15 protein-coding genes are annotated in these 23,311 nt (G+C 66.0%); 14 read left to right on the top strand and 1 reads right to left on the bottom strand.

Features of this window, described 5'->3' with window-relative positions; translation table 11 throughout:
• Positions 1-254 precede the first annotated feature (254 nt).
• The 4 genes from FHU30_RS47030 to FHU30_RS13370 all read left to right on the top strand — a co-directional run bounded on the left by FHU30_RS47030 (position 255) and on the right by FHU30_RS13370 (position 11,688).
• Positions 255-6,980: an RHS repeat-associated core domain-containing protein gene (locus FHU30_RS47030; protein ID WP_253875489.1), complete on the top strand. Its 6,726-nt coding sequence runs from the start codon at positions 255-257 to the stop codon at positions 6,978-6,980.
• Positions 6,973-7,491, top strand: coding sequence for a DUF4265 domain-containing protein (locus tag FHU30_RS13380; RefSeq protein WP_253875487.1), 519 nt, complete (start codon positions 6,973-6,975; stop codon positions 7,489-7,491). Before FHU30_RS47030 ends, FHU30_RS13380 begins: the two co-directional genes overlap by 8 nt.
• Positions 7,492-8,710: 1,219 nt before the next feature.
• Positions 8,711-10,669 carry an McrB family protein gene (locus FHU30_RS13375; protein ID WP_253875485.1) on the top strand — a complete coding sequence of 653 codons (1,959 nt, stop codon included), beginning with the start codon at positions 8,711-8,713 and terminating at the stop codon, positions 10,667-10,669.
• Entirely contained in the window at positions 10,669-11,688 is a 1,020-nt protein-coding gene (locus tag FHU30_RS13370) for an McrC family protein (protein WP_253875482.1), read from the top strand. The genes FHU30_RS13375 and FHU30_RS13370 overlap by 1 nt, the downstream gene beginning before the upstream one ends.
• A gap of 10 nt (positions 11,689-11,698) precedes the next feature.
• Here the strand turns inward: FHU30_RS13370 and FHU30_RS13365 are convergent, their stop codons facing one another.
• The gene (locus tag FHU30_RS13365) at positions 11,699-12,472 is read right to left on the bottom strand and encodes a transposase family protein (protein ID WP_253874200.1); all 774 of its coding nucleotides are present in this window, start codon (positions 12,470-12,472) and stop codon (positions 11,699-11,701) included.
• A gap of 110 nt (positions 12,473-12,582) precedes the next feature.
• Here FHU30_RS13365 and FHU30_RS13360 point away from each other — a divergent pair, with 110 nt between their 5' ends.
• From FHU30_RS13360 to FHU30_RS13315, 10 genes are all read left to right on the top strand, one after another.
• Positions 12,583-12,807, top strand: a complete 225-nt coding sequence (locus FHU30_RS13360) for a hypothetical protein (protein WP_253875479.1) — start codon at positions 12,583-12,585, stop codon at positions 12,805-12,807.
• 855 nt (positions 12,808-13,662) lie between these two features.
• Entirely contained in the window at positions 13,663-15,177 is a 1,515-nt protein-coding gene (gene istA, locus FHU30_RS13355; RefSeq protein WP_253875476.1) for an IS21 family transposase, read from the top strand.
• Between the two features lie 120 nt (positions 15,178-15,297).
• A complete protein-coding gene (gene istB, locus FHU30_RS13350) occupies positions 15,298-16,203 on the top strand; it encodes an IS21-like element helper ATPase IstB (protein WP_253875473.1) in 906 nt (301 codons plus the stop codon).
• A 385-nt stretch (positions 16,204-16,588) separates the two neighbouring features.
• Positions 16,589-17,317: an ANTAR domain-containing response regulator gene (locus FHU30_RS13345; protein WP_253875470.1), complete on the top strand. Its 729-nt coding sequence runs from the start codon at positions 16,589-16,591 to the stop codon at positions 17,315-17,317.
• 1 nt (position 17,318) lies between these two features.
• Positions 17,319-18,068: a GAF and ANTAR domain-containing protein gene (locus FHU30_RS13340; RefSeq protein WP_253875467.1), complete on the top strand. Its 750-nt coding sequence runs from the start codon at positions 17,319-17,321 to the stop codon at positions 18,066-18,068.
• Positions 18,069-18,389: 321 nt separating this feature from the next.
• A complete protein-coding gene (locus FHU30_RS13335; protein ID WP_253875465.1) occupies positions 18,390-18,638 on the top strand; it encodes a helix-turn-helix domain-containing protein in 249 nt (82 codons plus the stop codon).
• Between the two features lie 370 nt (positions 18,639-19,008).
• Positions 19,009-19,320, top strand: a complete 312-nt coding sequence (locus FHU30_RS13330; protein ID WP_253875462.1) for an STAS domain-containing protein — start codon at positions 19,009-19,011, stop codon at positions 19,318-19,320.
• 765 nt (positions 19,321-20,085) lie between these two features.
• Complete coding sequence (locus tag FHU30_RS13325; protein WP_253875461.1) at positions 20,086-21,171, top strand: endonuclease NucS domain-containing protein; 1,086 nt, start codon at positions 20,086-20,088, stop codon at positions 21,169-21,171.
• 692 nt (positions 21,172-21,863) lie between these two features.
• Positions 21,864-22,313, top strand: coding sequence for a hypothetical protein (locus FHU30_RS13320; protein WP_253875459.1), 450 nt, complete (start codon positions 21,864-21,866; stop codon positions 22,311-22,313).
• A gap of 16 nt (positions 22,314-22,329) precedes the next feature.
• Positions 22,330-23,061, top strand: a complete 732-nt coding sequence (locus tag FHU30_RS13315) for a WXG100 family type VII secretion target (protein WP_253875457.1) — start codon at positions 22,330-22,332, stop codon at positions 23,059-23,061.
• Positions 23,062-23,311: the final 250 nt, after the last annotated feature.

Raw genomic sequence — 23,311 nt, 5'->3', positions numbered from 1 at the left:
CGAAACCGTCGCGACCGACGCGCTCAGACACCGCGGCACTGCGGCACACACCCAGCGCTAACTGGCCTGCCCCAGGCGCCGCGGTAGTCGAGCTGACACCGGGCGGACACCCGCAGGCATCCGGGAAGGCTCTCGCCTCATCCCCGCCCCGGCGTGCAGGGAACCTGCCGGTCTGGGTCGGGCCTGCGACGCCCGCATCCGGTGTGCAGACCAAGAGCCGCCAAGCCGCGCCTGCCACGCCGGGACGGGTCCGCGTGGAGGTCCTCGACCGCAAAACCACCAGCAAACTCGGCCAGAGCGGGCTGGTGCTGCGGGTGACGGCCGCTGACGCGCAGGCCGGTGCCGGTCGTGTCTCGGTTCGCGTGGACTACTCGGCTTTCGCACATGTGGGCGGCGCCGACTGGGCGTCGCGGCTGCGACTTGTCCGGTTGCCCAACTGCGCAACCTCCACCCCGGATGCCTCCGCCTGCGCACCGGCGCCGGTCGCCGGAACCTGGAACGACGCGCGAGCAGGCCAGGTCGTCGCCAACATCGACGTCCCCGCCGTCGCCGACGCGCCGGCAACGCCTCCCAACACCACGCCTCCCACTACCGCGCCGACACCGAACGCCAGCGGGCAGGGCGCCGGTGGCGGCAAGACCCCGCAGGTGAAGGCCTCCACCTCCACGCCAAGGACCTCCCCGCGACCGGGCCACACCCCCTCGACCGAGCCCAAGCGGCAGCCGTCAACCTCGCCGTCGGCGCCCCCCGCCCAAGCACCCAAGGCGTCATCCGCGCCGTCCTCCTCTGGCGGGGCGCTGCTCGCGCTCACAGCCGGGGCCTCCGGCCCCCAAGGCGACTTCTCCGCCACCCCACTGTCAGCGTCGGCGACCTGGCAGGTGTCCAACCAGTCCGGAGACTTCACCTGGTCCTATCCAATCCGGCTGCCCGCCACCCAGGCCGGCCCCACACCACAGATCGGCCTGTCCTACTCCTCGGGCAGCGTCGACGGCCGCACCTCGGCCACCAACAACCAGCCGTCGTGGATCGGTGAAGGCTTCGACTACTGGCCCGGCTACATCGAACGCAAATACAAGCCCTGCAGCGACGACGGAGAAAAAGGCACGCCCGCACCCGGCGACCAGTGCTGGGGCGGCGAGAACGCGACACTGTCGCTCAACGGCAGCGGCGCCGAACTGGTCCGCGACGACAAGACCGGCCAGTGGCGGCCCAAAAACGACGACGGAATGAAGATCGAGCACCTCACCGGCGCTCCCAACACCGACAACGACGGTGAGTACTGGCGGGTCACCACCGACGACGGCACCCAGTACTACTTCGGCAAGAGCAAGTGGAACTCCACCGCCGCCGACACCAACTCCGCCTGGACCGTCCCAGTCGCCGGCAACAACGACAACGAGCCCTGCCATGCCAGCACGTTCGCCGGCTCCTTCTGCGACCAGGCCTGGCGCTGGAACCTTGACTACGTCGTCGACCCCCGCGGAAACGCGATGGCGTACTACTACGCCAAGGAGACCAACTACTACGCCAAAAACAAGGCCACCGACACCGGCACCGCCTACATCCGCGGCGGCTACCTGGTGCGGGCTGACTGGGGCCTGACCACCAGCGACATCAGCCCCGCCAACTCGCCCTACCGGGTGAACTTCGACGTCAAGGAACGCTGCCTGACCGACGGCACCTTCAACTGCGACGACGACACCAAGTTCGTCACAGCCAACGCCGCGCACTGGCCCGACGTTCCGGTCGACCAAAGCTGCCTCAAGGGCAAGCCCTGCAAGGACCACAACTCGCCGACATTCTGGACGCGCAAACGCCTGGCCACCATCACCACCAAAGTGTGGAACGGCACCGCCTACAACACCGTCGACACCTACGACCTAGCCCAGAGCTACCCCGGGGCCAGCAAAGGCGTGGACGCGGCGCTGTGGCTGCAGTCCATAGCGCACACCGGCCACCTCGGCGGTACTGACACGCCCATGCCCAAGGTCATCTTCCACGGCGACACCCTGCCCAACCGTGTCGACGGCCTCAACGACGGCCTCCCGAACTACGCCCGCTACCGGATCATCGCCATCGACAACGAGAGCGGCGGCACCACCAACGTCGTCTACTCGCCGACCGAATGCGCCACCGGGCAGACCCTGACACCCGAAACCAACGACAAACGGTGCTTCCCGATCCGGATCCCGCGCCCGGGCGCGACGGACCCAAACGACCTGATCACCGACTGGATGCACAAATACGTCGTCACCCAGGTCTCCCAGGACGACCGCGTCGGAGGCTCGCCCGCCACCGTTACCTCCTACCAGTATCTGGACAAACCCGCCTGGCACTACCCCGACAACGACGCACTCACCGCACCCAAGTACAAGACCTGGTCGGACTACCGCGGCTACTCCAAGGTCCGTGTCCTGCAAGGCAGCGCAGGCCCCGACCAGACCCGCACCGACTACCTGTACTACCGCGGCATGGACGGCGACCGCGCCGACCCCAAGGACGCCACCAAAACCAAACCGGTAACCATCACCGACTCCGAAGGCACCGACAGCAAGGACGACCCCGCGCTGCAGGGTTTCCTGCGCGAGCAGATCACCTACAACGGCGTGAACGGCCCCGAGCTCGGCGGATCGATCAACACCGCCTGGGTGCACGGCCCGACCGCCACCCAAGGCGCGCTGAAGGCCAATATCGTCAACACCGCCAAGGTCCGCTCACGCACCGCCCTGGTCGGCCAGCCGGGCGGCTACCGCCGCACCGAACTGATCAAGGAATACAACGACGACGGCACCGTCCGCACCCAATGGGACCGCGGCGACCTCGGCGCCACCATCGGAACCGACGACGACCGCTGCACGCACTACACCTACGGCAGCGTGCCGGCCAAGGGCATCGACGGCCTGGTGCAGCGGCAGTGGACCGACTCCATCCCATGCCGCGACGGTGACGGCACCGGCGACCCGGTGGCACCCAAGTACCCCGACCAGTCGGTCTCTGACATGGTCACCAGCTACAACGACTTCGGCGAAGCGACCAAGGTCGAAGAGGCCAAGTCCTACTCCGGCGGCACTCCGCAGTACGTCACGGTCAAGACCAACGGCTACGACTCCTACGGTCGCATCACTTCCAGCACCGACGCCCTGGGGCACAAGACCACCACTGGCTATACCCCTTCGACCGGCGCGATCATCAACAGCATCACCGTCACCAACGTCAAGGGCCACACCACCAGCCAGACCCTGAACGCGCTCGGCAGCGCGGTCAGCACCACTGATACCAACGGCAACGCCACCACCTTCGCTTACGACGGTCTGGGACGTGTGACCAAGGTGTGGGGACCGGGCCGCACCACCGCCCAAACTCCCAACGCCGAGTTCGCCTACCAGATCACCGGCACCGCCCCCACCGTGGTGACCAGCAAGTCTCTGCTGCCATACGGCGGGCAGAAGAGCAGCTACCAGATCTACGACGGCCTGCTGCGGCCCCGTCAGGCCCAAGGGCCGGTGTCGGGCAGCGGCCGGATCCTCGCCGACACCTTCTACGACTCGGCAGGACGCGCCTGGAAGTCCAGCTCCCCCTACTACGACAAGGATCACGCATCGTCTGGGGTCCTGGCGGCCCCCGCCGACGACAACCAAGTCCCTTCCCAGACCGTCACCACCTTCGACGGCGCGGGCCGGGCCATCAAGGACACCCTGTACAGCTTCGCCAGTGAGAAGTGGTCCACCTCCACCCAGTACCTGGGCGACCGCACCATCGTGAACCCGCCCCAGGGCGGACGAGCCACCACCACCCTGGTCGACGCGCGCGGCAAGACCACCGAGCTGTGGCAAGACAACGGCGACGGGTTCGACAAGACCCGCTACGAGTACACTCCGGCCGGACAGCTGGCGAAGGTCCTCGACCCCGAAGGCCGCGAGCACTCCTACAGCTACGACCTACGCGGTAACAAGATCTCCCAAACCGACCCCGACAGCGGCACCACGTCGATGACCTACGACGACGGCGGCGAGCTCAAGACCATCACCGGCTCCCGCCCGGCGCCCTCCGGCGGTAAGCAGACCATCGGGATCGACTACGACGAACTTGGCCGCAAAACCGGTCTCTTCGACCAGTCCGCCACCGGCCGCCCGCAACTGGCCGGCTGGGAGTACGACACCCTCGCCAAGGGCCAGATGACCCGCTCGGTCCGCTACTCCGGCGGCCAGCAATACGTCAACCAAGTCACCGGCTACGACAAGGCAGGACGACCCACCGGCAACACCATCACTATCCCCACCACCGAAGGCAACCTCGGCAAGAGCTACACCAGCTCCATCACCTACAACCTCGACGGCAGCGTCGACACCCAAACCATGCCCGCCGCCGGCGGCCTGGCGGCCGAAACCGTCAGCTACAGCTACAACGGCCTCGGACAGCTGACCAGCGTCGACGGCACCATCGGCGGAAAACTCACCACCTACGCCTACGGCGCCTCCTACACCGAGTTCGGTGAGCTGAACCAACTCCAACTCGGCACCTCCACCGCCAAGTCCACCTGGGTCACCAACTACTACGACCCCGCCACCCGCCGCCTCAACGAGGTACGCACCGACCGAACCGGCACCAGCCAGGCCGACGACGTTCACTACAGCTACGACCCGTCCGGCAACGTCACCAAGATCGCCTCAACCCCGCAAGGCCAGACCGCCGACATCCAATGCTTCCACCAAGACTCACGACGGCGCCTGGACGAAGCCTGGACACCCACCACCGACGACTGCTCCACCCGCCCCACCACCGACAACGCCTCCACCCTGCTGGGCGGAGCGGCACCGTACTGGCAGTCCTACGGCTACAGCGCCGGCGGTAACCGCACCGGCGAGACCGACCACGACCTCACCGGTGACACCGGCAAGGACGTCCGCCGCACCTTCAACTACGACGAGAACGGCACGCACCAGCCCAACACCCTCACCTCGGCACTGACCGAGACCGGCGACAGCAAGTCCCGCAACACCTACACCTACGACCAGGCCGGCAACACCGTCGAACGCGTGATCAACGGCGACACCCAGAAACTCCAATGGGACCCTGAAGGGCGCCTCGACAAGTTCACCACCAACGACGGCAAGGACAGCACCTACCTCTACGACGCCGAAGGCGACCTGCTGCTGCGCCGCCAGCCCGGCGCCACCACCCTGTACCTGGACGGCCAAGAACTGGCCATGGACGCCACCGGCAAGGTGACCGCCACCCGGTACTACGCTCACGGCGACCGCGTCATCGCCGTCCGCACCGAAAACCCGACCAAACCAGTCACCGTCCTGCTCGCAGACCCCGCCGGGACCGCCACCACAGCGATCGACCCGGTCACCCAAGAAGTCACCCGCCGCCGCTACACCCCCTTCGGCACCGAACGCCTTCCCGCAGGCCAAACCCAACCGACCGCCTGGCCCGACCAGAAGGGCTTCGTCGGCGGCACCAACGACCCCCAAACCGGCCTGGTCCACCTCGGTGCCCGCGAATACGACACCTCCACAGGCCGCTTCATCTCCGGCGACCCGCTCTTCGACCAGGGCGACCCGCAGAGCATGAACAGCTACGCCTACGCCGACAACAACCCCTCCACCAACTCCGACCCCACCGGAACCAGATGCTGGCCGGGAGAACAGGGAGAATGCCACAACGGCGACGGCGTCAACCGTCAGCCCAACGCCCACGGACCCGGCTACACCGTTCGCGACGACGACGGCAACGTCATAGCCCGCAGCGGAAACAGCAACGGCGGCGGCTGGGCCGCAGGCCACCCCACCGGCCCCACCCGCGAGCAACTCCTTGAGCAAAAGGCCAAGGAAATGCGCGCCCGCGTCGCTGCCGCCCAAGGCCGCCTGAAGAATGCCCTGCTCGGCATCGTCAAAATCGCCGCCGATGAACTCGGAATTACCGCAGGCATCGACTGCGTCACCAAGGGCGACTTCGGAGCCTGCGGCGAAACGGTCCTCAACATCGCGATGTCCTTCGCCGGAGGAATTGCCGCCAAAATCCTCAGCAAGTACGGCGCCCCATGGAAGTGGGCCAAGGGGGCCCGCCTCGCCAAGCGCCTATGGAAACTTGCAGGCGAAGCCGTCACTGCCATCAAGGACTTCATCAAGGCAGGCAAAGAGGCCCGCACAGCTGAACGGGCACTCGAAGCAGAACGACGAATCGCTAAAGTCGCAAAATCCTGCCCTATAAACAGCTTCCCAGGCAATGCCAAAGTACTTTTGGCGAACGGACGTATCAAAAATATTTCCCAAGTCCAGCCGGGCGACAAAGTGCTGGCCGCGAACGTCAAAACAGGAAAGACTGGCACCTCTCAGGTGACGGGCACCATTTCGGGGACCCGTTACGTCAAACTGATCAAGGTATCGTTCTTTGACTCCAAGGCACTGCGCGGCAGTACGGTCACCGCTACTGAACACCACCTCTTCTGGGACAGGGAAGCCCAGCAATGGCTCAGGGCTGATGAACTTTCACCGGGGCGCAAGCTGCTCGACAGCGACGGCAACGAGGTTCGCGTCACCAGCGTCGACGAGGTCCCAGGGCATCCGCGAGTTCATGACATCACGGTCGCTGATACGCACTCCTTCTATGTGAGCGCAGGTGGAGTATTCGTCCTGGCTCACAATTGTGGCGACCACGTCGATACACGCGCGGGCCTGGACTTCACGGACGCTGAGCGTCAGAAGGTCTATGATGCCAACGCGGGGGATGACGGTGGGTTCACCTGCGACTACTGCGGCCGCTCGGTGTTCCGGCGCCCATCCAGAGTGAACGGAGTAGCGCAGAAAGGTCTTCCCGACGACGCCCAAATCGATCACATCATTCCGAAAACCACTGGCGGTTGCGGCGCTGCTCATAATGGTTGCGTAGCTTGCCGGCTATGCAACAGAAGCAAGTCGAATAAGCCGCTGGAGGACTGGGACGACGAGTTGAGAGAGTTCTTGGCCGATGACTGAGGGACTGGACCACCGTGAGGCCCTGCCGCAGGCACTGACCGGTCGAAAGCTTTTTAAGATCGCCTTCGACCTGGAGCAGGAGCGTCCAGACTGGCCGCCAGTTGCAGTGGAACGACTCTGGGGCGAGAAGACCGGGATTCGACTTGAAGTGCGAGTCGTCAACGTCCCATTCTTCGCTCGAGGCCTTGCGATCGGCGACCTTGTCCAGGTGCGCCCTGATCATGACCGTCGTGAACTGGTGTTTGATCATCACAAAGCGAAGTCCGATCATTCCACAATTCGAATAGTGGAGATGGAGGACGGATGCTGGCGAAATTTCGTGGCCGACATCGAAGCCCTGGGATGCCATTGGGAGGTAGGTGACGTAAAGGCTATGGTAGCCATCGACGTACCAGGCGATGTCAACTACGCGACAGTGATCGATCTCCTCCTGCGTCACAAGCTTGAAGGACGGATCGGCGTCCAGGAGGCGGCCATCTCCAAAATCCACGCTGAACAACTGCAAAACTGAGGAACCCGTGTCGCTCCTCCGATTCATCTGAGAAGATGGTGATCAGTGCGCGCTGTCTTGCGTGCCGTGAAAGCCCTACCAGATCGATCAGTTCTCGATTTTTGAGGTGACCAGGTCACTGGGCGCAGCGTACGTCTAGAGCCGGACAGGCAGCGGCCGCTGCGCCCTGCGACATGAACCAGCTGGGTAATTGGAAAGGAACGACCATGCGGCGCACTGACGCCACCAGGCCTGGCACTGGCCCCCTTCGGTAACCTCGATGCAGGGATGTCAGTTCTCAACGACGGTCCTCAGACCGACGGACACAACCGGAATTACCAGACGAGCCCATAATGGGCTGGCTGCTCCAACGGCCACTTCGACCGGAACGCCTACGACCCAGGGCCACCAGCACTACGTCAGCGGTGGCCACAGAACCTCCGCACCGTCCAGCATCTTCAACCGACAGCAGGGACACCTGCCCAACGACACACCCATTGGACGTACCGGCCGAAGAGGACTGCGCTACGACCTTGGTGATTTGCTCTCATCCCCCTCTTGTTCACCTCTGTGACGGCGCGGAAGGCAGCAGGAGCTGCCCTCACAACGCTCGCCTTCCTGGCGATGGCCGGACGGCCCACGCCGCCACGCAGCCGCACTGGCGATTGGTCCGCAGCGGCCCGTCGCGGCCTGTTACCTGGTTCACCGGCCTGACCGCCAGCGACGCCAACAACGCATGGTCGGTGACCAACGACTAGCACGGCATCCACATCGAACACTGGAACGGCCACTCCTGGAGCCGCCTCACCTACCTGCCCTCACCAGACAAGAAGCTCACACGCCTGTACCTGGGCGAGATCCAAGCCACGGCCCCCTCCAACGTCTGGGCCGCAGGATCGGCCAACCAACCCGACCAGGCACCCGCATGGGCTGAGCACTTCAACGGCACAAAGTGGGTCTCCACGCTCTGGCGCGGCGAAACCTTCCTGGACCTCACCACCTTCGGCCCCAAGGATCCGGGCCACCGTATCGCTGGGACTGTGGGCGTGCCGGGATGTGCCGCCGTGTCCGCGTACGCGCCCCTTTGTGTGCCACCTGGTGCCGCCGTCTGACTTCCGCTACCGCAACCACGGAGCGACCATGGCCGCCCAGGGTGGCGCTATGGTCCCGTTCCATCCACGTTGTGTGGTTCGCGCGATTTTGATGGGGCTGGTCACTCACCGAGGCGGGCCGGGAGGCGTTGGAGAGTTTCCCGAGCCCCACCGAGCTGTACCGGGAGTTGCTTCGGCTCGGTCGCGAAACCCGGGCGCGTCGCGCCAAAGCTCTGGAAGATCTTGAGGAATGGCAGCGGTGGATCGCTGATGCCCTGTCGGTAGTCCCAGCAGGTTCCTGGACCAGCTTCGGAGACCTCGCCGTCCTTGTGGGCACGGATTGGCAGACCGTGGCCGACTTCCTCTCCGCGACACTCGTACCCGGCTCTCACCGCGTTCTGGACGATGACGGATCACTTCCGGCAGAGAGCCGGTTGCATGCGGAGCACCGCATATCCGACCTGCTTGGCAGACTCACCGATGAAGGGCTGGAGTTCACCCCCGAAGGACATGCTGAGCCCGACCGGCGGCTTGCCGCTCCGGACCTTCAAGATGCTATTGACCGGCTCAACGAACCGGACGAGGACGGAGCAGAGGACGAACTTCCCGTCCACCGCGCATGGGCGGTGCGCGGGTCCAGTGTTGAGGGGTACAACGTCGTCCCGCAATGGCTTGAGCAGGGGTTCATCTCACTCAGCGCGTCACACCTGCGGCCAGTCCCTCCTGAGGTGCCTTATGAAAAACTCAAGCGGGCTGTCGAGATCGACTACGCGCACAAGGCGTATTCGTTCCGAGGGCAGCGGCTTGAGGAGTTCGACCGCTTCATCCGGCGGATGCGCGAAGGAGACCTCGTGCTCGCCGCCTCGGGTGGGAAGGTGTACATCGGTCGTGTCGACGGCCCGCCACAGTTCATCGACTCCGAGCGACGGCTGACCAACCTGCGAAGGCGGGTGCTGTGGCTCAACCCGGACGAGGGGCTTCTGCTCAGCAAGCTGCACGCGCCCGTGCCTGCCCTGCTGGCCAGTCACTCCCACGTGGTCGATCTGACCGACGCCCTCGACCAGCTCGAAGCGCTGGCCGGTGCGCACGAGCAAGACACCCCATGGCCCCTGCCAGAGACGCTCGCCGAGCGGAAAAGTGACGAGGCCGGCGCCGACCGAAAGCCCGAACCGCTCGTTCTCGGCGCGCCGCGCGAGCTGAGTTTCGAAAAGGTGACCGACGATCTCGCGGAGGAGCTGAACATCGACATCAGCTACCTCCAGGAAATTGCGGACCTGCTGTGGGAGCGGAAGCAGGTCATCCTGCACGGACCGCCCGGCACAGGGAAGACCATGCTCGCGCGTAAACTCGCGAACGCCCTCACCCAGATCGGTGCAGTTAGGCTCATCCAGTTCCACCCGTCCTACACCTACGAGGATTTTTTCGAGGGATTCCGTCCGATCAAGGCGGAGAGCAAGGACGAAAAGGATCAGAAGACTGGTTCTGCGCTGGCCTTCGATCTGCTTCCCGGCCCGTTCAAGCTGTTTGCCGAGCAGGCGGCCTCGGACACTCCCACCCCCTACATTCTGATCATCGATGAGATCAACCGAGCCAACCTGGCCAAGGTCTTCGGAGAGCTCTATTTTCTGCTGGAGTACCGCAACGAGGCGGTCAGTCTCCAGTACTCGCCGGAAACAGAGTTTTACCTGCCGGAGAACCTCTTCATCATCGGCACGATGAACACTGCCGACAAGTCGATCTCCCTGGCCGACTGGGCCATGCGACGCCGGTTCGCGTTCTACGAACTCCATCCCTCGACTGAGCCTATCCGCGACCTACTTCGAAACTGGATGCGAAACCAAGCGGAACCATTGGAGTCCATGGTTCCTGAGCTCCTTGAGGAGCTCAACCGCCGCCTGGAGGAATACATCCCGGGGGGACGGGACTATGCGATAGGCCCCTCATATTTCATGCGACCGGCCGTCCATCAGGACGAGAAGGTTCTGGAGCGGCTTTGGCGGACCGACATCATGCCGCTGCTGCGCGAGCTGACCGCCACCTTCGGAGGTCACGCCGAGGAGCAGTACGGGCTGTCCTCGCTGCGCGAGGCCCTGGGCAACGGCACCTGATGGCGCGCGTCATCAGGGTGAAGGAGGTCGGCAGGGGAGAGCCGCAGCCGCTGTCCCAGCGGGACGTGGACGCCCTCAAAGCCTCTGCATTGTTCGTTGCGGAAAAGGCGAAGGAACAGCCCGGTCTCTGGCGGGTCCGGCTAAAGCCCAACATGACCCGGGTCGGAACTGTCCGCGTGGAGCACCTGCACGTGCGCATCGACCCGAAGTTCCCGATCAGGCGGGTGCTGTTCCTTCTCGGCTACTCGACGACCAGGCATGCGAAGATAAACTGGCAGGACGACCTCGCTGGTTACACAGACGCCCAGTCCCTGGTTCCGGCATTCGCGCACCTACTGTGGCGGCGCATCGACGCGGCGTTCGCGCCTGGACTGCTGACCGGATACGTTCCACACGAGATGTCCTCCACGGTGTTGCGAGGCAGGGTCAGGGAGTCGAGCCTGCTCAACCGCTCACGCGGACTCGGCTATCCGCTCGAGGTCCAACATGACGAGTTGTCGCCCGACATCCTGGAGAATCAGGTCCTGAAGGCCGCCCTAGCCCGCATGCTCACCATCGGCGACTTGAGCGATGCAGCACGGCGCGGGCTATTGCGACAGCTCATCCTGCTGAGGGGCGTGTCGGCCTGGCCCCTTCATCAGCCAGTCCCGAACTGGCGCCCGAGCCGTTTCAACGGCCGGTACGCCGAAGCCTACGCCTTGGCCAGCCTCGTCCTCTCTGAACGGTCAGCCGAGCACGGAGAGGGCACGATCCTCGCCGATGGCTTCCTGGTGGACATGAAGTACCTTTTCGAGGACTTTGTCCGCGAGGCGATCGGACGAGAACTGGTGACGCTCGGCGGCGGAAAGTACGGTCATCCGACTCTGTATCTCGACCAGAATCGCACCCTGAAGATGCTGCCCGACCTTGTGTGGGAGCGAGGTAATAAGACGGCCGCCTTGGCCGACGCCAAATACATGGCGGAGCGCCAAAGCCTCAGTGGCAGCCGGGAGGCGATCTTCCAGATGGTCACCTACTGAGCCTTTTCCATCACGGGGCGAGGGCGGCCTCGCGGTTTTGTAGGACGCTGATGGCCTTGGCGAGGTGGCCGGCGCGGTAGGGGCAGCAGCGGAGCTTGGTGAGGATCTTCCATGACTTGAGCTGGGCGTTTCCGCGTTCACCTGGTCCGCGGAGCTTGGCGTGGGCCCGGTTGGCTTGTTTCTGGGAGGCGGGCTTGTTCCTGCCCTTGTAAGGAACGATGATCGCGGGACCGGCGCCGACGTAGCCCTTGTCGGCCAGGACCGGCAGCCCGCACGCTGCCAGGGCGCGGATGATTCCCCAGTTCCGGGCCGCTTTCAGGTCGTGGATCGAGCCGGGTACCGCACCCGACACCCACACGATCTGCCCGTACGGGCCGGCAATTACCTGCAGGTTCACGCCGTGCTTGTGATGCTTGCCCGAGTAGAAGAGCCGGTCGGCGCGGAGGCGGTCGGTCGCGATGAGAGTGCCGTCCAGGATCAGATGTCCCAGCCCGTCTTTCTTCGCCCTGGCGAGTGTGGTGCCGAGCTTGGGTGAGCGGGCCGACAGCCAAGCCACGACCTCGTTCACATACCTCCACGCGGTCGTCGTCCCGACCCCGAAACCTGCCGCGAGCTGCGCGAACGTATCGCCCTTCTTCAAGTATGCGAGCGTCATCAGCGCCTGCTGCCCCGCGTTCAAAGCCCGGCCCTTGCTCTTCAGCTTCGTCCGCTCCCGCCGGACGAGACCGGTCAGGTAGTTCAGAGTCGAACGCGACAACGGCAGCGAAGCACGATAGAAAAGCACGTGAAACCTCTGGTTGTGGGGGGCGGAGGTCAGAGACCCCTCTCCTACCAGGGGTTTCTTCACGTCCACGGCCAGCCACGCCGCCCGCGATCATGCTGTGATCAGCAGCCTTGAAGAGGCTGCTGGAAAAGGTTCACTGTGTAGCGAGAGGGTTGACCCGGGGCCACCTGGTCTACGCCGCAGGCCCGGAAGCCGAGGTCACCCACACCATCACGACCGCGGGCATCGAGATCGTCTGCCACGTCCTGGACCTTGACCAGGAGCCAGGTCCGTTGCTGAGCCGGGTTCGGAGTCTGGCTAAGGCGATTGCCGACCCCGTCCTCGCCTCCGACTGAAGACACAGCCGGACGTGGACGCAGGCGGCCGGGCATGGCCTTTGCCTAGCCGCTGCACGGTTCCCGGCCGAACCGCCCGTCCGCTCAGAGCGGGGCCCTCAGCGGACGGATCACTCGTCGCTGGTGCCTCGTCGGCCCTGAATTTGGCTGGCCTCTTGCCGGAGCGTCGTAGCGGCAGAGCCGTGGCGGATTATCTGCGGGAGCGCGGCCGCACTCACTTGTGGGGCCACCTCCCCCCAACTCGCGCGCCGGAGCCGACACCCATCCCCGCTTGGGGTGTGTGGTCTCGGGGAACCAGGTCCCCCGACCTCCCTGGGGCCGAGACGCCACCATCCGGCGGACGAGGCGATACGTGCTCGCTACCGCAAGGCGATCAACGCGGCCAAACGGTGAGGGCTGGTACCGCAGGACCAGTTGCTTCACACCGGCAGAGATGGCGGACCGCTGATTATTGAGCTCGGCGATGACGGGCGGCAGGTCGCGACCGACTGGAGCCGCATTCGGCTGCGCGCCCGTGGCGAAGTCACTGGCGATGACCTGCTGGAGCTGTTGTGACGGGATCAGCAGCTGCTCAAAGTTGGCGATGCGGCACGCAAACGAGTCGTGCAGCCTGCTTCGGCGATCCTGTCCAGCGCGCTGCCGCCTGCTAGCGGACAGGTGAAAGTGCTGGTAGGTGGACTGTTGAGTGCAGGTGGGTGGCCAGGGGGTGCGGGCTGGTGGCCAGGAAAAGTGCGGGTAGCCGATCGGCCCGTTGTTGATCAAGCGGGGGTGTTACGCAGAGCGGGGTCCCCTCCTGTGAGGGGAGAGTTCGGATGTCACTCAGCGAACTCTGCTCACGGAGGGGACCCCGTTCGGGTGAAGTCTGACGCGGAGATCACCGAGATCCTGGCTGCCTACGATCTGACACGCAGTGTGTGGGCGGCGTCTGAACTGGTGGGATGCCACTGGCGGACGGTGAAGCGGTATGTGGGGCAGCGGGAGTCGGGTGCGTTGCCGACGGCCCGGGAGCGGCAGTGCCGGGTGATCGACCCGTTCCTGGAGAAGATCGAGGAGAAGGTCGAGGCGTCTCGGGGGAAGATCCGCGCAGACATCCTGCACGGCACCCTGGCGGCGATGGGGTTCGAGGGGTCCGAGCGGACGACGCGGCGGGCGGTGGCGGAGGCGAAGAAGGCGTTCTGGGCGGGTCGGCGCAGGGTGTATCGGCCGTGGGTGGCCGAGCCGGGGTTGTGGCTGCAATTCGACTGGGGCGAGGGCCCGCGGATCGGTGGCCGCCGCACCAAGCTGTTCTGCGCGTGGTTGGCTTGGTCTCGGTTCCGGGTGGTGGTGCCGTCCTGGGACGAGACCTCGGGTTCGTTGATCACCTGTCTGGACACGGTGCTGCGCAGGATCGGCGCGGCGCCGATGTATCTGCTGACCGACAACGCCAAGACCGTGACGGTCAAGCACATCGCCGGGGTGCCGGTCCGGCATCCGATCATGGTGGAGGCGGGGCGTCACTATGGCTGCAAGATCGAGACGTGTGAGCCGTACGATCCCGAGTCCAAGGGCGGCGCGGAGTGCACCGTGAAGATCGCCAAGGCGGATCTGGTGCCCACCGACACCAACCTGCAGGAGGCCTACGGTTCGTTCGCTGATCTGGAACGCGCCTGCCTGGCCTGGAACTCGGCGGTCAACGGCCGTAAGCATCGGGAGACCCAGCAGATCCCGGCGGTGATGCTGGCCGAGGAATTGGCGCTCATGCACGCCGTGGCGGCCGAGCCGTTCGCCGCCGCGCTCGGTGAGGAACGGCTGGTCGGCGATGACCGGACGATCCGGTGGAAGCATGTGAAGTACTCGGTGCCGCCGGGGTTCGAGGACACCGCGGTCTGGGCGCGTGAGCACGGCGAACAGCTGATTGTGACGGCGCAGACCGAGCACGGGCTGGCCGAGATCTGGCGGCACGAGCTGTCACGGCCGGGCCATCCGGTGATCCTGGACGAGCACTACCCCGACCATCCCGGCGGCGGGAACGATCCGCGCCCGGTCCACATCCGGCCCCGCACCGACGCCGAGGAGGCGTTCTGCGGCCTGGGCGAGGGCGCCAAACGATGGCTGGTGGAGGCCGCCGCGTCCGGCGCGGCCCGCATCCAGGCCAAGATGGCGCGGGCGGTCGAACTCGCCGACGCGGTCGGCGCCGACGTCGTCGAGGAAGCACTGGGCATGGCGGCGATCTGGGGCCGGTTCGCCGAAGGCGACCTGCCCGCCCTCTGCGACCACGTCGCCAGGACCCGGCAGGGCGATCAAGGCGTGTGGGTGGACGAGGAGTACTCCGCCCAGCCCGGCACCAGCGGCTGGGCCGCGCTCCCCGGCATCGTCTCCACCAGCAAGTAGACGCCCCACATCCCGAAGCTCTCCGCCTCCCCGCCCGCCGCTGCGATCAGGGCGGTGAGCGTTGGCCGCTCCGCCGTCACCTCGCGCCATTCCAGCCCTTTCCGAAAGGACGTCCCGCCCATGGCCACCCAGACAGTGACCAAGCCCAAGACCACTCCCAGGACCACCACGGCGACCGCGGCCGACCTGCTCACCCCGCGTCCCCGCCCCGAACCGGGCGGCGCTGGCAGGGCGGCGGGACGGCAGCCCGCGCCGCTCCCCGACGACGTGGTCGAGTCGATCACCCGGCTGAAGATGAAGTACGTCGGACCGGTCGCGGCCGAGTTGGTCGCCACCGCCAAGGAGCAGGGCTGGAGTCTGGAGGAGTTCCTGCGCCGCTTTTTGGGCGAGGAGGTGATGGGCCGCGACGAAGCCCTGCGCGTCTCCCGGGTGCGGGCCGCCCGATTCGAGGCCAACGCCAAGTCCTTCGCCTCCTGGAAGGCCGAGTTGTCCTCCATCGACGTCGAGGTCCAGCAGGCGCTGATCACCCTGGACTGGGCGCGGCGCAAGGAGACCCTGGTCTTCTTCGGTCCGTCGGGCACGGGCAAGAGCCATCTGGCCGGAGCCCTGTCCCGGCACGCCATCGACCAGGGCCTCAAAGTCCGGTGGAACACCCTGGAGACCCTGGGGGATCAGCTCGCCCAGGCCAAGGTGGATGGCACCGTCACCCGCACCGTCGCCAAGAACTGCCAGGCCGACATCGTGGTGATCGACGACATCGGCGACCTGCCCATCGACTCCACCCAGGCCGAGGCGTTCTACCGGATCATCGACTGCGCCTACGAACGCCGCTCCATCATCCTGACCAGCAACACCAGGCCGGATAAATTCGACACCCTCATGCCCAAGAACATGGCCACCGCCGCCGTCGACCGTTTGATGCATCATGCGCACCTGATCATCACCGAAGGCGAATCGTTCCGGCTCCGCGAAGCCAAGAACGGCGGCGGCGTCACCCCGCTGATCTCATCAGAAGCCGACCGATGACGGGCACCATCACCTCAGGCAGTGGCGGGCAGAGCCCCGGACAAGAACCGGGAAGCCGCCGACCGCCGGCTTCGCCCGCTGGATCGCCGACGTCGGCTACGGCTTCCGCAGCGAGGACTTCTCGGCCCGTGAGACCGAACGGCCAACGGCGACGGCGACGGCGAGTTATGCTGGGCTCGTACCGTGAGTCGTCCAGGCGGCTGGGACTGCCACAGCGGCGACTTTGGCGGATACACGCGAATCGAGGCGACACCGGAAAGCGTCCGTCAGCGGGCATCCACGGCTCTGTGCAGCCGGCCCCCTAGGTTTGCCTCTCGGCGTGTTCACCGCGTGCCCTCCTCGCCGTCGCGTGTCTGAGAGGCGACGGAACGGACCTTCGATGTCTGTGACGCGCTACGACGTCCTCGCCACCCAGGCCGTGCTCGACCTGGCCTCCCGCCCGGACGGTTTCGACGTCCTGGAACTGCTACACGATCTGACCACCCACGCGGTTAGCCTGGTGGGCGTGCGCTCGGCCGGGGTCACCATCCTCAACAAGACCGGGCAGGTCGACCACCTGACCGCCTCCGACGAAACCTGCCTGCGTCTGGAGGAAGACCAGCGCGAACTCGGCGAAGGCCCCTGCCTGGACAGCACCCGCTCCGGCAACGCCCTGGCCCCGGTCGTGCTGCACACCGCCCACCCCGACCGCCAACGGTGGCCCCGCTTCACCTCCCGCGCACTGCGCGCCGGCATCACCAGCGTCGCCGCCGTGCCACTGCGCACCCCCCGGCAGCCGCTCGGCGCCCTCAACCTGATGAGCGCCGGGCGCGTGCCGACGCGAGAGGACTTGTCCCTGGCCCAGGTGCTGGCCGATGCCGCCGGGGTCTGCCTGCACCACCGGCAGACCCTGCTCGCCAGAGACAAGCTCATCGGCCAGTTGGAGACCGCCCTGGAATCGCGCATCGTGATCGAACAGGCCAAGGGCGTGCTCGCCTCCCGGCTGGGGCTCGACGTGGACGAGGCATTCACCCGGCTGCGCGGCCACGCCCGTTCCCGGCAGCAGAAACTCACCGAGCTGGCCGCCCGCATCGCCGGTGGAGCCATCCCGGCCGAACTCGACAAGGCGCCCTGACGTGCCCCCACGCGACCAGGACGCCGCCTGCGGCGACGCTCCGCCACCCCACGACGACCTGGCCGAACTGCTGCGCGCGCACCTGGCCGCCCGCAGCACACACGACCCGGACAGCGCCGTCGCCCCCGGAGCCGCCCGCCGGTTCGGCCTGGACGCCCTCACCCTGAACATGCTCGCCCACGACGGCCACCTGGAACTCCTGTGGTGCGACCCGGCCAAGGGTCTGGGCCCCGAACTGGACAACCTGCAATACACCCTGGGCGACGGCCCCGCCCTGGAAGCCGTCCAGCGCGGCCGGCCCCTGATCGAACCGGACCTGCTCGCCGCCGACCCGGACCGCTGGCCCCTCTTCCTGGCGGCCGCCGCTCGCACCCCGGTCCGCGCCGCCATCGCCACCCCCCTGCGCGTGGGCGCCGCCACCATCGGTGTCCTCACCGGCTACCGCACCACCACCGGCCCCCTCACCCCCGCCCAACTCCGCGATCTGGACCGCCTGAGCCGCCCCCTGCTCCTGCTGCTGCACACCGAACTGACCACCCCGGCCGACGACACCAGCACCGGCCTGCGGCTCTACCGTGCCGAAGTCCACCAGGCCACCGGCTTCCTCGCCAACGAACTCGGCATCCCCCTGGGGCAGGCCCTCCAGCGCCTGCGTGCCCACGCCGCCGCCCACGACCAACCCCTGACCGACCTCGCCCGCGCCCTCCTCACCCGCCGCCTTCCCCCCGACACCATCAACCCCGCGAAGTAGCCACACCTCAGATCACTGAAAGAACCCCGCCCTCAAAGTCCTCGCCGACCATCACGGCGAGGACGTCGCCATGACTGTCGACGGTCGCTGAATTGAGCCAGGTAGGTGGCTTGCCTTTCACGGATTGGAGCCAGGTGGCGGGGTGCGGTCACGGTATCGATCCGGATTACTCCGCGTGGCGTGTCGAGCGGACTCCGCAACCTTGCCGTCAAGATCATCTAGGTGGTCGGCAACGATGCCGGGCCACACCGACCACGTCGCCGACACCGGAGAAACCGGCACCGGCACCGGCACCCCACGCTCGTTCCGGAAGGCGGCCTGATGATCAACGGCATCCGGCCCATCGAACGCGTGAACGGCGACGCGCGGCAGGCTCTGCGGGAGGTTCTGCGCGAACGCTATGAGGCGGGCGCGACCATCCGGCAACTCCAGGACGCCACCGGCCGTTCCTACGGCTCCATCCACCTGCTGCTGAAAGAAGCGGGCGTGACCTTCCGGTCCCGCGGAGGCGCCACCTACCTCCGCTCGCGGCCCGCATCCGGCACCCCGGCGGAAGGGCCCGGTCGGTGACGGAGGTCGGGAGGCTCATGCCACCAGGTACCAACGGGCATCGTTGTCGCAGGTGGGGCCGATCGTGGTCTGGCTATGGCAGGGGAGGGCACGGTCGCGGTTCGATGGGCGGGCGGTCCCAGGTGTGATCGAGGCTCGTCGGGTCGAAACGTCTGACCGTCCGCCGTGGCGGGGTTATGCTGCACCATGAAAGCGATTAGTCACAGTATGTGACGATCTGCTCATTTGGTGCATAACTGCACATCGTCGTCTCCTGTGCCGCGCTCTGCGGCGGCACGTCAGCTTCGATCCGGGCCCGGGTGGCGGAGGGGCCATCCGGGAACCGGCGGGTGTTCCGGTCGGAACCCGGCACAGGAGACGAGATGGCAACATGGACGAACTGCGCCTGCGGGCGCGCAGGGCCAGCACGACGGTGACCGTCACGGTGGCCGGTGATCTCGACGTGGCGACCAAGCCCGAACTGGTGGTGTTCCTGGCCGGTGTTCTGCTGGCGGGTGACCAGCGCATGGTACTGAACCTGGGCGGCGTGACCTTCATCGACGCCAGCGGGGCCGGCGCGCTGGTCGGCTTCTGGAAGCTGGCCCGACAACAGGACACCGCCCTGGTCCTGGTCGACAGCGCCGACTGCGTCCTCCGCCTGTTGGCGATCACCGGCCTGGACCTGCTCTTCGTTCTGGCCTGATCGGCCTCGGGGAAGCGGCCGCTCACCCGGCCAGGTCGTCGGCCTCGTCGGCGGCTGACGGTGCGGTGAGAGCCAACCGCTGGTCGGTGCACAACTGCTGTGCACGGTCCCATAGGAGACCGGACCGGACGCCTAAACAACCCCAGGCCCCAACCACAACGGCCCGCGCAGCAGGTTGTGCCGCGCAGGCCGTCCCACATCCATCCCGAGCACGAACCAAACGATCACCAAGTCGAGACAGACGACACCAAACGCTCAACACGGACACTCCCCGCCCCCGACCAGCCGCACAAACCTCCACGACAGTGGCTCAAATCCAGGACGCGCACCCCGGCCCCATTCACTGACCGCTGCCACCATGACCAGCCAGACAGCAGAGACCAGCACTTTTCCTGGCCACCCACCGGCACCCCCTGGCCACCTAACAGCACACTCTCCGGCCACCTAACAGCACCCACCTGACCACCCACCAGCACGAACAACGGCCACCACACAGCACTTTCAAGACCGCCTACCAGCCCTTCCAGATGACCGCTGGCACCGCCCACCGCAACAGCCAGAGCACTGCCGCAGGCCGCAGGCAAAGATCGTCATCGACGAGCTCCTTGCCACGGCGGGACCAAAGGGCACGGTAAGCAACCGAAGTGGAAGCAACCTCAGGTCACGATCGCTGTTGCCTTGGGTGGTTAGGGTTGGTTTCATCAATTTGCTCTGCGCGTTGGCCGTGCTTGGGTGGTGCGACGAGCCGCACGAGGGGGAACCGCCATGCCTTTGGAGATCGGTCTGTGGCGTGTCGACGGTGACCCAGAACGGGTGCCCATGTCGTCCATCCCTCTAGAGTCACGGCTGGAGGAGCTGATCGAGGCGGATCCCGACATCTTGGGAACCCCACTATTGATCATCGGTCGGCAGGTGCGCACCGACTACGGCAAGCTCATCGACCTGCTCGCCCTGGATGCCGACGGCGCGCTGCACATCCTGGAGCTCAAACGCGACCGCACACCACGCGAGGTCGTCGCGCAACTACTCGACTATGCGTCATGGACGAGCAACCTCACCAACGAGGACATCCGCGAGATCTTCGCCAACTACGTGCGTGAGCGCGCCGCCAGCACGGACTTGGACCAGGCCTTCGCCGGGATGTTCGGAGCTAGCCCGCCCGAAGCTCTCAACACCGAGCACACGCTGACGGTGGTGGCCGGCGATGTGGACTCCTCCACCGAGCGCATCGTGACCTATCTGGCATCCCGCGGCGTGCCGATCAACGTGCTGTTCTTCCGCTACTTCGAAGACCACGGCCACAAATACCTGGCACGGACCTGGCTCATGGACGAGGCCACCATCACCGCGGCCGAGTCCAAGAGCCAGAGCAAGAAGGAGCCCTGGAACGGAAGCGACTGGTACATCGCCTTCGGCGAAGAGGACAACGTCCGCAGCTGGAAGGACGCGCGGCGTTACGGATTCGTCTCGGCCGGCGGCGGAGACTGGTTCTCACGGACGCTACGGTCGCTGCCTGTGGGCGCCCGGGTGTTCGTGCACATCCCCAAAGCCGGATACGTCGGCGTCGGGACGGTCACACAAGAAGCACAACCGTACGAGGACGCCGAACTCCGGGTCGACGGCGAGTTACGAAGGATGACGGACCTGGACTTGGAAGCGGGCTACCAGCACAACGTGCCCGACGACGATCAGGACCGCAGAGAGTGGGCCGTCGCCGTGGAGTGGATCAAGACCGTTCCACGCGAGGAAGCGCTGTGGAAGGCCGGGATGTTCGCCAACCAGAACTCCGCCTGCAAGCTCCGAGCGCGATTCACCATCGACGAAGCCCTGCGCCACTTTGAGATCGAATAACCCACGAGGCCAGACCGCAGAACAATCAGTCGTCGGTCTGCACCCTGCGCCAGCGAGCCGGAACATCCAAGCAGCAGAGCCCGCCGACCACACACAGCTCGCCCTTCCTGGACGAGGACTATCCGGTGGAAAGAGGCAGTGATGACGCTCAGCGCTCAAGCGGCCCATCCGACCAGCACGCTGTGCACCTTCCTTGACACCCATCTCCCGCAGCGCGGCGTACTCGTCGGCGCCCCTTTGTGTGCTACCCCGTGCCGCCGTCTGACGTCCGCTACCGCAACCACCGAGCGACCACGGAGCGACCACGGCCGCCCGGCGTGGCACCACGGTCCGTTCCACCCGCGTTGTGTGGTTCGCGCGACTTGATGGTGATGCGCTTCCCCTCGTGGCGTGGAGGCCTGAACCAGAGAGATGGTTGTCGTGACTTTGGTCGGTCTAGAAGTGGAACCTACGCCCGTCCGTATTTACGTCGGCTTCAGGACGCGACCGAGAGCGGCGTTTGGCCAACGTGCGCGCTCTGGCCGGCAGCCGTGCAGGTCAGGAGCGCTGTCAGATTGGGGCGCGGCAGCAATGCTGACAGGTGACCTTGCTGGTGACATGACCGGGGGTTGACTGGATTCGGGGAGTTGCGGCATGATCACGCGCTGAGTCCCCGCGCCCTCTCATCCGCTCCGCTCCCCCCGGAGGAGTCGATGGCCCACGACGGCCCGAACACCAATCCACAGGACAACTGGAAGGGACTCGCCAGCAGCGGCCAGGACGTCATCCATCAGGACCTACGACCTCTGGCGAAGAAGCTGGAGGGTTACCTCGAGACGATGGTGGACTCAGCGACCGCGCATCTGAGCATGGCCAGCTCGGTTCCGGCCTCTGCGTACGGACAGTGGGACGCCGCCGTCGGACTGGCCGGCACTGTGGCCACCACCCATCGGGGCATCACCGCTCAGCACGTCGCGTTCGTCCACGCGCTGCGTGACATGGTGCGGAAGCTCCACGTCTCGATGCAGGTCTACGACGAGCATGAGCAGGTCATCGACGCCAAGATCAAACGACTCGACCAGCTTCTCAAGGCCGCTCCCCAGCCAAGCCACGTGCCGAGTCCGCTGACCACCAGCCCCAAGTCGACCGGCCCGTCCTGGTAGAGGAGGAGTTCGTCTCATGAGCAACGTCAACGACGTGCCGTTGAAGGGCTCCGCGCCGGCGGGATCACCCGGGTCCTACACCTCCAAAGAGCAGATCGTCGCGCTGTTGAAGGGTACTGACCCTGCGGCGGTGAGCCGCGCAGGCCAGTCCTATGTCAGCTTCGCCGGCGCCTACGAGCAGATGGTCGCCAATCTCAAGGGGTTCTCGAACGAATTGGCGGAGGCATGGACGGGTCCGGCTTCCAACGCGGCTCAGGCGCAGTTGCTGGACATGCACGAAGCGGCGATGGAGATCTTCCGGCAGTCCGACAGCGCTGGTCGGGCCGTTCAAGCGCATGGTGAGAGCTACCTGTCGTGGTACCAGTCCAGCATGCCCGCGCCTAAGACCACGCAGGAGGCCCAGCAGTGGATGCAGGCGGCCAACGGCCGCATCTCTCAAACGTGGCAGGCGATGCCCGACAGCATGACTACCCGGCTGCCCGGTGTGACGCAGGACGGGTGGCGTTCCCCCAGTGGTGCCGATGCGGGTTCGGGGGGAGGCAGTCCGGCCTCTCCAGGAGGTAGTGGCTATCTGCCTCGCTCCGGGGGCCGTCGCTCGGTGGGCATCATTCACATCACCCTGGCGGCGACGGTTGGCAACATGTCCCGGGACATGGGTCAGGGAGCACCTCACCCACTCCGCACCCCAGCGGCAACGGTCAGCCTAAGCACTGGTGGCCCGAAGGGGCAACGGATCTCACAGAACTGAACTGTCCGAGTTCGATCCTTCGTCTGGGGGATCTGGCCCGTTCGGAGCAAGCGGGCCGGGTTTCGGCGGACCGCCCGGCTCTCCTTCCTTTGGAGGAGGCGGTATTCCCGGATCAGGGTACGTCCCTGGAGCGCCCGGTCTGGGGGTGATTCCGGGCCCAGGTGCCGGTTCTGGTCTGGGGAGCGGATCCGCACAGGGGCCTCTGGGCAGCGGGGGATCTCGTGCCGGTTTGGCGGGTCGTCCTGGATCA

Source organism: Actinomadura rupiterrae, from assembly GCF_024172125.1.
In the GTDB taxonomy this organism is placed as follows: domain Bacteria; phylum Actinomycetota; class Actinomycetes; order Streptosporangiales; family Streptosporangiaceae; genus Spirillospora; species Spirillospora rupiterrae.
Note: the sequence above shows the minus strand (reverse complement) of the source record. Positions and strands in the feature narration are given on the sequence as shown.